This window comes from Bacillus sp. CGMCC 1.16541, assembly GCF_003184905.1.
Taxonomy (GTDB): domain Bacteria; phylum Bacillota; class Bacilli; order Bacillales; family Bacillaceae_H; genus Priestia.
This window is the reverse complement of sequence record NZ_QFRU01000019.1, coordinates 82120-93131: the sequence shown is the minus strand read 5'-3', so window position 1 is coordinate 93131 and position 11012 is coordinate 82120. Positions and strand designations below refer to the sequence as shown.

The 11012-nt window shown below is 35.7% G+C and carries 11 protein-coding genes; 10 read left to right on the top strand and 1 reads right to left on the bottom strand.

What is annotated here, in order from left to right; genetic code table 11:
- Positions 1-303 precede the first annotated feature (303 nt).
- The 3 genes from DIS06_RS15525 to murC all read left to right on the top strand — a co-directional run bounded on the left by DIS06_RS15525 (position 304) and on the right by murC (position 3592).
- Positions 304-1389 carry a nicotinate phosphoribosyltransferase gene (locus DIS06_RS15525; RefSeq protein ID WP_110114151.1) on the top strand — a complete coding sequence of 362 codons (1086 nt, stop codon included), beginning with the start codon at positions 304-306 and terminating at the stop codon, positions 1387-1389.
- A 52-nt stretch (positions 1390-1441) separates the two neighbouring features.
- Positions 1442-2128: a nicotinate phosphoribosyltransferase gene (locus tag DIS06_RS15520; protein WP_110114150.1), complete on the top strand. Its 687-nt coding sequence runs from the start codon at positions 1442-1444 to the stop codon at positions 2126-2128.
- A 168-nt stretch (positions 2129-2296) separates the two neighbouring features.
- Positions 2297-3592, top strand: coding sequence for a UDP-N-acetylmuramate--L-alanine ligase (murC, locus tag DIS06_RS15515; RefSeq protein ID WP_110114149.1), 1296 nt, complete (start codon positions 2297-2299; stop codon positions 3590-3592).
- 40 nt (positions 3593-3632) lie between these two features.
- Here the strand turns inward: murC and DIS06_RS15510 are convergent, their stop codons facing one another.
- Positions 3633-4748: an aminopeptidase gene (locus DIS06_RS15510; RefSeq protein ID WP_110114148.1), complete on the bottom strand. Its 1116-nt coding sequence runs from the start codon at positions 4746-4748 to the stop codon at positions 3633-3635.
- A gap of 208 nt (positions 4749-4956) precedes the next feature.
- On the opposite strand from DIS06_RS15510, the gene DIS06_RS15505 reads away from it, so the two are divergent.
- The 7 genes from DIS06_RS15505 to motS all read left to right on the top strand — a co-directional run bounded on the left by DIS06_RS15505 (position 4957) and on the right by motS (position 10926).
- A complete protein-coding gene (locus tag DIS06_RS15505; protein WP_110114147.1) occupies positions 4957-5439 on the top strand; it encodes a DUF948 domain-containing protein in 483 nt (160 codons plus the stop codon).
- 26 nt (positions 5440-5465) lie between these two features.
- Positions 5466-5888, top strand: a complete 423-nt coding sequence (locus DIS06_RS15500; RefSeq protein WP_110114146.1) for a YtxH domain-containing protein — start codon at positions 5466-5468, stop codon at positions 5886-5888.
- A gap of 197 nt (positions 5889-6085) precedes the next feature.
- Positions 6086-6409: a bacillithiol system redox-active protein YtxJ gene (gene ytxJ / locus DIS06_RS15495; protein ID WP_110114145.1), complete on the top strand. Its 324-nt coding sequence runs from the start codon at positions 6086-6088 to the stop codon at positions 6407-6409.
- Between the two features lie 512 nt (positions 6410-6921).
- A complete protein-coding gene (locus tag DIS06_RS15490) occupies positions 6922-7998 on the top strand; it encodes a bifunctional 3-deoxy-7-phosphoheptulonate synthase/chorismate mutase (protein WP_110114144.1) in 1077 nt (358 codons plus the stop codon).
- A gap of 277 nt (positions 7999-8275) precedes the next feature.
- The gene (ccpA, locus tag DIS06_RS15485) at positions 8276-9274 is read left to right on the top strand and encodes a catabolite control protein A (protein WP_110114143.1); all 999 of its coding nucleotides are present in this window, start codon (positions 8276-8278) and stop codon (positions 9272-9274) included.
- A gap of 55 nt (positions 9275-9329) precedes the next feature.
- Positions 9330-10139 carry a flagellar motor protein MotP gene (gene motP, locus DIS06_RS15480; RefSeq protein WP_110114142.1) on the top strand — a complete coding sequence of 270 codons (810 nt, stop codon included), beginning with the start codon at positions 9330-9332 and terminating at the stop codon, positions 10137-10139.
- The gene (gene motS / locus DIS06_RS15475) at positions 10132-10926 is read left to right on the top strand and encodes a flagellar motor protein MotS (RefSeq protein ID WP_110114141.1); all 795 of its coding nucleotides are present in this window, start codon (positions 10132-10134) and stop codon (positions 10924-10926) included. The genes motP and motS overlap by 8 nt, the downstream gene beginning before the upstream one ends.
- Positions 10927-11012: the final 86 nt, after the last annotated feature.

The following is an 11012-nucleotide window of genomic DNA, read 5'->3' as shown; positions in this document are numbered from 1 at the left end:
ACAACGCTTAGGGATTCACTAGGTCAAATGTCGAAAAAGAAAATCATTTATATATAGATAGTGACTTCTTTAAAAGGTTTGTCATTATGTTTAAAATGATTTACTATATGTAAAGATAAGCCAAAGTGATAAATTTAAGTGATTATTCTCTGTCTTTAAAAAGAACACAAATATTTTAAAAAGAGAATAAATGCTGTTTAGATACTCATTTATATGATCATGAGATGTGAAGATAGGGTAATTGAAATAGACAGAAAAGGTTATGAAACACTAGTGGATTCATAGGTAAAGGGAGTTTAGGCAATGAAGGAAATCGAGTTAAAGCTACAAGGTAAAATTAAACGTTTGACAAATCGAACGTTTAAATTTGATGACCGCGTAAAAGAAGGCTGGTTTTCGGCTGTTTATTTTTTGAAAACAAAAGAAATCGTGAAAGAGTTTAAGACCGATAATACAGTCACTATGCAATTCTTTCAAAAAGAAGAAGCTGTGTTATGTGGAACCGACGAGGTGATTGCGTTAATTAAAGCATACGCGAACCAACCTGAAGAATTAGACATTCATTCATTAAAAGATGGAGACAAGATCAAGCCGTTTGAAACGGTATTAACGATTACAGGTCCTTACCAAAACTTCGGTTTTCTAGAAGGCGTAATTGATGGGATTTTAGCTCGTAGAACATCTGTTGCTACAAATGTTTATAATGTGGTGAAAGCTGCAGGGAGAAAACCTGTGATTTTTATGGGAGATCGAGATGATCATTTTACACAGCAAGCAGGAGACGGCTATGCAGCATACATAGGTGGTTCAACCGCTCAAGCAACTCATGCGATGAATGAATGGTGGGGAAAGCAAGGGATGGGTACAATGCCTCATGCTCTTATTCAACTGTTTGATGGCGATATTGTAGAGGCAACAAAAGCGTATCATGCCAAGTTTCCAAACGATGAGCTCATTGTGCTTGTTGATTATAACAATGATGTCATTACGGATGCTCTAAAAGTAGCGAGAGAGTTTGGTGACAAGTTAAAAGCAGTTCGTGTAGACACATCTCGTACAATGATTGATCAGCACTTTGTTCGACATCCTGAAGTACTAGGTACATTTGATCCTCGAGGTGTGAATGCAGAGCTTATTTTTGCATTAAGAAAAGCGTTAGATGATGAGGGCTATCATCATGTTAAAATTGTTGTGAGCGGTGGCTTTACAGAAGAGCGAATTCAAAAGTTTGAGGCGAGAAACGTCCCTGTGGATATGTATGGAGTTGGAAGTAGTCTATTAAAAATTCATATTGGATTTACAGGTGACAATGTGTTGTTAAATGGCAAACATGTTGCAAAAGCAGGTAGACGTTATCGACCAAATCCCCGCCTAGAAAAAGTAGAATAACGGATAGATTGTTCTTTTTCTCATATAGCTAAAAAATCATAGGTGATTTTGAATGGAAGATGAAAACAGTATTATCAATTTTTCAATCATTCGCGAACAAAAGCAAGAACAAGCAGATAACGGAATCATTCAATTTTATGAAGAGTTTATTAATTTTGTGAAAAAGTATGCAAATATTCGAGAGAAAGTAAGAGCTTCTTACGTGTTTCGAGAGAAGATAGGCTTTTCTCATGATAGGGAACTTCCAGCTCATTTAGAAGAAACGTTCTATGAGTGGTTTGCTTTTGATTATGTGACTGTTCGTGGGAAAACAATGTTACACTTCTTTTTAGATGAACATAAGAAGAAGAGGAGTGAGCCTTTTCTTATTCAGTTAGCATTGTTTTTACCGAGTGTGTGGGAACCTATTTGTGTGTCAAAAGTACCTGATTCATTTTTCTTAAAAGGATATAATCCATTGACAAATGAGTCTGTCATCATCAAAGATGTAAGAGGGAGATTTACAGAAGTTAAGCAAAATGAGATACTATGGGTTCGAAAAATAAAATCGATTGGATATGATGTGTTAATTAGCTCTCGTTTGTTATATTTTGATTATACAACATATGGAATGAATGAGTTACAAGCTCATTTTAATCGTGTGCAAATGAAATTAGACAAGCCATCATGGCGAACATTTTTTAAAATGCATGCAATAGAGTACGTAGTAAATGGGGATACTAAGCGAGAAGACGATTAAAATTGGACATATTTACATGTATGTGAATCCATGGTGTCATCAACGTATTAGTGCTAGAATGAACCATTGTTATCAATGCGTATATCTTATTACATATGTTGACAAGAGCAATTTTAAATAACCGTCATATACTGTCTTACAGATAGACGAATGTTGGAGGTTCTTTATATGACAGTTTACCATTTTGTTGGAATTAAAGGTACAGGAATGAGTGCTTTAGCACAAATCTTACATGATATGAACTTTCAGGTTCAAGGATCAGATATAGAGAAAGAAATTTTTACACAAAAAGTATTAGAGCAAAAAGGCATTAAGGTATTACCATTTAATAAAGACAATATTAAGACAGGTATGACAGTGATTGCAGGAAATGCATTTCCTGATACACATGAAGAAATCAAAGCAGCGAATGAGTTAGGTGTTGAAGTAATTCGTTATCATGTTTTCTTAGGTGATTTCATGAAGGATTATACGAGTGTGGCTGTAACAGGAGCGCATGGAAAAACATCTACAACTGGTTTACTAGCTCATGTCATGCAAGGCGGACAGCCAACTTCTTATTTAATTGGTGATGGTACAGGTAGAGGAGTAGAGAATGGAACGTATTTTGCATTCGAAGCTTGTGAATACCGTCGACATTTCTTGTCATATACACCTGATTATGCGATTATGACAAACATTGATTTTGATCATCCGGACTATTTTACAAGTGTTGATGATGTTTTTAGTGCGTTTCAAGAAATGGCGCTTCAAGTCAAAAAAGGCATCATTGCTTGTGGTGATGATGAACACTTGCAAAAAATTCAAGCAAAAGTGCCTGTTTTATATTATGGACTTGGAGAAGAAAATGACTTTCAAGCTCGAAATATTGTAAAAAGCACAACGGGTACAGCATTTGATGTATTTGTACGTAATACATTCTTTGCTTCTTTTGAGATTCCAGGATATGGAGATCATAACATCTTAAATGCACTAGCGGTTATTGCAATCTGTCACTATGAAGAAATTGATGTTGATGTGATACAAGCACAATTAAAAACATACAAAGGTGTAAAACGTCGTTTCAGTGAGAAGAAAGTTGGAACACAAGTGTTAATCGATGACTATGCGCATCATCCAACTGAAATTACTGCGACCATTTCAGCTACTCGCCAAAAGTATCCAGAACGTGAAGTCGTTGCTGTTTTCCAACCACACACGTTTACAAGAACGCAAACCTTCTTAGAGAACTTTGCCGAAAGCTTACAGAAAGCTGATAAAGTGTATCTATGTGATATTTTTGGCTCAGCTCGTGAGCATCAAGGGAAGTTAACGATTGAAGATTTACGTGAAAAAATTGATGGTGCTGAATTAATTGGTGAACAGAACGTTGAAATTTTAAAAGATCATCATGATGCAGTCCTTGTATTTATGGGTGCAGGTGATATTCAGAAGTTTGAAGAGCTATATCAAAGTACAATCTAACGAACAAAAAGAGCTGCAAATCTGCAGCTCTTTTTGTTTATTATTTTAAATTCTCAGGATTGAGAGCTTCTAATTCTGGAATAACAAAACGTCCATCTTTACGAATCAGTACATTATCAAAGTAGATTTCACCGCCGCCGTACTCAGGGCGTTGAATCATGACCATATCCCAATGGATATTTGACTTGTTTCCATTGTTTGTATCTTCATAACACTCACCAGGAGTAAAATGGAAGCTACCATCAATTTTTTCATCAAACAGGATATCTTGCATTGGGTGTTGAATATAAGGGTTTACACCGATGGCAAACTCACCGATATATCGAGCACCTTCATCTGTATCAAAAATTTTATTAATACGCTCTGTATCATTAGCCGTTGCTTCTACAATTTTTCCATCCTTAAACGTGAGCTTGACATTTTCAAATGTGAATCCATGGTATGGTGATGGTGTATTGTATGTAATCGTCCCGTTCACTGAATCACGAACAGGTGCTGTGTATACTTCACCATCTGGAATATTCATTTCACCAGCACATTTAACAGATGGAATGTCTTTGATGGAAAACGTGAGATCTGTTCCTTCACCGGTAATATGAACTTTATCTGTCTTGTTCATTAACTCAACTAAGTTATCCATTGCGTTTGACATTTTGCTGTAATCTAAGTTACAAACATCAAAATAGAAATCTTCGAATGCTTCAGTACTCATCTTTGCAAGCTGAGCCATTGATGCATTAGGGTAGCGTAATACAACCCATTTTGTTTTAGGAACGCGAATGTCTCTATGTACTTTTTTACCAACTGTATTTCCATAAAGAGCCATTTTTTCACTTGGAACATCTGATTGTTCAAAGATATTTTCACCAGAACGAAGTCCGATGTATGCATCCATATTACTCATCACATTTGCTTCAAATTCAGCAATCATGTTGAATTGTTCTTCTTGAGCTCCATATAAAAGCGAACGATCTACCGCATGATCTTTTAATAACACAAATGGGTAACCACCAGCTGCATATGCTTCGTTCACTAGGGCTGTTACAAGTTCACGCTGTAATCCAAAATTTTCAATTAACACTTTCTCCCCTTTTTGAAGGCGGATAGAGTAATTAATTAGATTATTTGCCAATTTTTGAATCCTAGGGTCTTTCATTTCATGTACCTCCTAATGTATCATCAATACTGTAGATTATTATATATGACTTTTAACAAAAAACATAATATTTCAACATTTAAAAGAGTTACGTTATACTTTAATTAAAACAAGGTAATAAAAGTATTATATCGATGTTTGAGTTCTGTTAACGACGGGTATCGATGTTATAAAACAACAAGACTACATTGGAGGTGTCATCAAACCGATGATTATCATTTTATATTTAAGTGCAGCCGTTGCTGCGATTGCTTTTTTCTATCTTGTCATTTCTATTTCTAAGACGTTGCGCTCTGTTCAACAAACGCTTGATTCGGTTGCAGTTACACTCACTGGACTAGAAAAGCAAATGACAGGTATCACAACTGAGACGACCGCATTATTACATAAAACAAATCTTTTAGCAGAAGATATTCAACGAAAATCAGAATCCTTAAATGTTGTTGTTGATTCAGTCAAAGATGTTGGAGATTCAATTCATGATCTGAATAAATCAATTCGAAATGTTTCCAACAGTGTTACTCAAAAAGTAGAAGCAAATAAAGAAAACGTTGCACAAGTGATACAGTGGAGCAATGTAGCACTAGATATCTGGGGACGTATTAAAGCGAAAAAGCAACAAACCGAAGTAACAGAGGAACAAGTAGAAGTTGTAGAACCACAAGTGAAACGCTCTCGATCATATTCTTAAGTTCGATAGGACAAGGAGGAATTTTTATGGGTAGAGAAAAAGAAGGATTAAGCAGTAAAGACTTTTTATTAGGTTCCATTTTAGGTGGGGTAGTCGGAGCAGCTACAGCACTATTACTCGCACCAAAAGCAGGAAAGGAGTTACGCTCTGATTTAAATGAGCAAGCAACGTTTGTCAGATTAAAAACAGAACAAATAGCAAATACAGCAAAAGATAAAACAACAGACTTGTCTCAAACTTTATCAGAACAGTCTTTACAAGTTGTTAATAAAATCAAAGCGATTAGTAAAAAGAGTGAAGACGAGCAAGAAGAATTGTCTCAGCCAAGCTTAGAAGTGTTACAAGATGAAGTGGAAAGTCAACGTATCGATGAAGAGAGTGAAGTACAAAAGAAATTAGATGAAGCGCATGGAGCGTTACAAGAATTTGAAGAGAATGTAACAAAATAAATAGAGCCGTGTCAAAAGAAGAAGTATATATATCTATTTGACACGGCTCGTCACGTATTTGTTTTCGTTTCGTCGTGTCTACTCTACCAGATAGTTGCTTAGAATAAGGAGACTATTTCAAATTCATTAGCATGCATAATTGTTAACACATTGCTGAATCATAAATGATTACATGTATGCTTGAAAGGAAGAGAACTGTGAAGAAGATTTCAACGAGAGAAGAATTTAATCAGATTATGGAAGAACATAAGAAGTTTTTATTTTTAAAACATAGTGTGACTTGCCCTATTAGTAGTGCAGCATTCGAAGAGTTCAAAAGCTATGTGGAACAAAGCAATGTCTTACCTGCTTATTATTTACACGTTCAAGAAGCACGACCACTTTCAAATGACATAGCTGAAGAGTTTGGTGTCAAACACGAATCGCCACAAGTATTGTTATTTCATCAAGGTACGGTTAAGTGGCATGAGTCTCACTGGCGCATTACAAAAAGTGAGTTAGAAAACCAAGTAAGTGAATAAAGCAATAAAGTGAAGCTTTATGAAGCAGTCCATGTAGAGGCTACTTCATAAAGCTCTTTTATTTATTAATTTGTTCACTTATGAAAAATGGCGAACGATAAGATGACTAAAAATTAGGAGAATAATTTGGGTAGGCATATACTTCATATTTTGTTATAATCGACGTGAACAATTCTACCGAGACGATAGTGATGAAAGTGCAAGGTGTCTATGTTTTCGTTGATTTAGTGTAAAGGCAGAAGTTGTTCACTAATGAAGTGAGTTGAGACTAGTTGAGTAGAGAGAAGAGTCGATGAGTTTAGTTGAGTGTTTGTTAGTATTTTATTTTTACCTCTTCTCCTCTTTAAAAAGGGGGCTTCCAAAATGCTTTTCTTTTATTATCCACTTATGTATTAACCATATCAAGATCTATTCATTTTAGCGAAACTATTTAAAAATACGGTCATTATTTCAATAGAAGATCATGTAAATAATAGTCAAAATAAGCGTATTAATGGAGAGGGATGGATGATATGTCAAATCAAAAATTAACAGAACTACGTACCCAAATCGATGAGTTGAATTTACAACTATTAAACCTAATTAATGAGCGTGGACGACTTGTACAAGAAGTAGGAAAGTTAAAAGAAGTACAAGGAACAAATCGTTTTGATCCAGTTCGTGAGCGTGCAATGTTAGATTTAATTCAAGAAAATAACAATGGACCGTTTGAAACCTCTACGCTTCAACATATTTTCAAAGAGATTTTTAAAGCAAATCTTGAGTTACAGCAAGATGATCACCGTAAAGCGTTACTTGTTTCGCGTAAGAAAAAAGCCGAAAATACAATTGTCGATATAAAAGGTGAAAAAATTGGTGATGGTCAGCAACATTTTATTATTGGACCTTGTGCAGTTGAAAGTTATGAGCAAGTGGCAGCTGTTGCAGAGGCGGCTAAAAAGCAAGGTGTTAAACTATTGCGCGGTGGTGCTTACAAGCCAAGGACTTCACCTTACGATTTCCAGGGTTTAGGACTAGAGGGATTAAAGATTTTAAAACAAGTAGCTGATAAATATGACATGGCAGTGATTAGTGAAATTGTGAATCCAGCAGATATTGAAACCGCTCTTGATTACATTGATGTCATTCAAATTGGTGCTCGAAACATGCAAAACTTTGAATTATTAAAAGCAGCAGGTTCTGTAAACAAACCGGTGCTGTTGAAAAGAGGATTAGCAGCAACGATTGATGAGTTTATTAATGCCGCTGAGTATATTATCTCAAGAGGAAATGATCAAATTATTTTATGTGAACGTGGTATTCGTACGTATGAGCGTGCTACACGTAACACGTTAGACATTTCTGCAGTGCCAATCTTGAAAAAAGAAACTCATTTACCTGTCTTTGTGGATGTAACTCATTCAACAGGTCGTCGCGATTTATTATTACCAACTGCGAAAGCAGCATTAGCCATTGGAGCAGACGGTGTAATGGCTGAGGTTCATCCTGATCCGGCAGTGGCACTATCCGATTCAGCACAACAGATGAATATTCCTCAATTTAATGAGTTTATTACAGAGCTAAAGCCACTATGTAATATAAACAGTTAAGTTTAATCAAGTTAAACACCATACGTGCTATTTGGAGACTTCGTTCGTAATCTTGCTTTTCACTTGATTATGTCACGAAGTCTCTTTTTTTGATTAGAAAGGTTACAATATTATGAATGCTGACGTAAAACAACGTAAATACATTGCGGTCATGTACAGAGTGTCGTATATTAATTAAAGACATTCGGTGAAAATGTTTTATGTATATACATAATTACAAAATTTTAATTAAGGGTAAACTAAAACAAATTGTTTTTTAAATAAGGAGTGTTGTGTTGTGAATGTAACAATATATGATGTAGCAAGAGAAGCGAGTGTGTCAATGGCAACTGTTTCTCGTGTTGTAAATGGTAATCCTAATGTAAAACCATCTACACGTAAAAAGGTATTAGAAACAATTGAACGTCTAGGTTATCGTCCAAATGCTGTGGCGAGAGGACTTGCAAGCAAGAAGACAACAACGGTTGGTGTTATCATTCCTGATATCTCAAACATTTTTTATGCAGAGCTTGCACGTGGAATTGAAGATATTGCAACGATGTATAAATATAATATTATCTTAAGTAACTCAGACCAAAACCAAGATAAAGAGTTACACTTATTGAACACAATGTTGGGTAAACAAGTGGACGGTATTATCTTTATGAGCGGTAATGTAACAGAATCCCATGTGGAAGAGTTGAAAAAGTCACCTGTACCTATTGTATTAGCTGCTTCTATCGAGTCTACAAATCAAATTCCATCTGTCACAATTGATTATGAACAAGCCTCATATGATGCTGTAAAAGCGTTAATTGATAACGGACATGAGAAAATTGCATTTGTATCAGGGACATTAGAAGAACCTATCAATAAAGAAAAGAAAGTAAAAGGATACGAACGCGCGTTAACAGAAAGTGGCCTATCTCTTCGTGAAGCATACGTTGTAGAAGGAGATTACACGTACGATTCAGGGATTGAAGCTATTGAAAAGCTTCTTGAAGAAAATGAAAAACCAACTGCTGTGTTTGTTGGAACAGACGAAATGGCGTTAGGTGTTATCCACGGAGCTCAAGATCGTGGCTTAAACGTTCCAAACGATATTGAGGTAGTGGGCTTTGATAATACAAGATTATCAACAATGGTACGTCCACAACTAACGACAGTTGTTCAGCCGATGTATGATATTGGAGCAGTTGCTATGCGCTTATTAACAAAATATATGAACAAAGAAACAGTGGATAGCAATATTGTTCAACTTCCACATCGAATTGAGTACAGACAATCAACAAAATAAAAAACTTGTCGATATAAAAAAGGAAAGAAGTTTTTAGTCGACAGGGAGAGGAATTATGAAAAAGTTTGATGTGCTTACACCGATTGGACTAGTTATCGGTATAGGAATGGTTATTCTTGGTATTGTTTCTAGTGGTGGTCTAACAGGCTTCGCAGCTTTTGTTAGTCTATCGTCTCTTTTAATTGTATTAGGTGGTGTACTTGGAGCGCTGTTAATTAGTTTTCCAATGTCCGATTTAAAAGGTGTCTTTCAAGTAGGAAAGCAAGCATTTAATACAAACGATCAGAATCTAAAAGAACTCATCGATACTTTTGTATCGTTATCTGAAAAAGCACGCCGTGAAGGACTACTTTCACTAGAAGCAGAAATGGAAATCCTTGAAGATCCTTTCATTAAAAAAGGTGTTCTTTTGGCTATTGACGGTGTTGAGCCAGAAGTCATCAATGATATTATGACAGCTGAAATTATTGCAATGGAAGAACGTCACGCAAAGGGTCGAAGTATTTTTGAAAAAGCAGGTGAATTTGCACCCGCTTGGGGAATGATTGGGACATTAATTGGACTAGTACTCATGTTAAAAAGTTTAAACGACCCAGCTACATTAGGTCCTAACATGGCATTGGCGTTATTAACAACCCTTTATGGATCATTAATGTCAAACTTACTTTTATATCCAATTGCTTCCAAACTATCAGTCAAGACTGAAAAAGAAGTATTTATAAAGCAAATTGTCATTGAAGGAGTTATTGGTGTTCAAGCTGGTCAAAATCCTAAAATTTTAGAAGAGAAACTGGGAGCTTTCTTACCAGTTAACGAGCGACTAAAGGAAAAAGTGGTTGAAGAAGAGGGTGTCTTGAATGCGTAGAAGAAAGAAGCGTTCTTCCTCTTCATCAGGAGACCAAAAATGGCTTGTGACGTTTTCAGACTTAGTGACGTTAATTCTCGTGTTTTTTATTTTACTCTTTTCAATGTCTCAAATTGACAATGTGAAGTTTAGAGCACTAGCACAGTCATTTCAGCGTAGTGAAATTTTTGAGTACAATCAGTCTGTCATTCCTTTCGATTACATGGAGTCCTCTACTGTCAAAAGTGTAGAGGGTAAGCCTCATCAAGCAACACAATTTCAACACGCACAAGAGAATGGTGCGCAGAGTTCTGTAGCAAGTACGGCGGAAGGGTCTATTTCTCTAGACGAAATATTAGTTGAGGTACAAAGTTATTTAGAGGAATCAAATTTAACGGATGTTGTTCTAGTAAATCGAGATGACCGAGGTGTTGTTCTCGTTTTACAAGAGCAAATTCTTTTTGATACAGGTGAGGCGGTTCTACTTTCTCACGCTTACCCTCTTCTTGATAAAATTGGTAATCTCATTTCGACTATTCCTAACTATGTTAAGATTGAAGGTCATACTGATAATCGTCCTATTACTACCTATCGTTATCCTTCAAATTGGGAATTGTCAACAGCTAGAGCGAGTAGTGTGATTCGTTACTTTATTTCAAAGAATGATGTTGATTCAACTCGTTTTATTGCAGTAGGGTATGGAGATACGCGTCCATTGGTTTCGAATACAACTCCTGAAAACTTACAAAAGAATCGTAGAGTTGAAATTGTGATTTCTGATCCGAAAAAAAATGGAGAAGTTGAATAGATTTAGATCGTGTCAAATGTGATAGAGGATGTTCGTTTGATATAAACAATAAAAACCCCCTGCATTCTACATTTAGGAAATGAATG

Coding starts and splice junctions, on each gene's coding strand:
- motS (WP_110114141.1), top strand. CDS start 10,132: ATGCGTAGAAGAAAGAAGCGTTCTTCCTCTTCATCAGGAGACCAAAAA.
- DIS06_RS15525 (WP_110114151.1), top strand. CDS start 304: ATGAAGGAAATCGAGTTAAAGCTACAAGGTAAAATTAAACGTTTGACA.
- DIS06_RS15520 (WP_110114150.1), top strand. CDS start 1,442: ATGGAAGATGAAAACAGTATTATCAATTTTTCAATCATTCGCGAACAA.
- murC (WP_110114149.1), top strand. CDS start 2,297: ATGACAGTTTACCATTTTGTTGGAATTAAAGGTACAGGAATGAGTGCT.
- DIS06_RS15505 (WP_110114147.1), top strand. CDS start 4,957: ATGATTATCATTTTATATTTAAGTGCAGCCGTTGCTGCGATTGCTTTT.
- DIS06_RS15490 (WP_110114144.1), top strand. CDS start 6,922: ATGTCAAATCAAAAATTAACAGAACTACGTACCCAAATCGATGAGTTG.
- DIS06_RS15510 (WP_110114148.1), bottom strand. CDS start 4,748: ATGAAAGACCCTAGGATTCAAAAATTGGCAAATAATCTAATTAATTAC.
- DIS06_RS15500 (WP_110114146.1), top strand. CDS start 5,466: ATGGGTAGAGAAAAAGAAGGATTAAGCAGTAAAGACTTTTTATTAGGT.
- motP (WP_110114142.1), top strand. CDS start 9,330: ATGAAAAAGTTTGATGTGCTTACACCGATTGGACTAGTTATCGGTATA.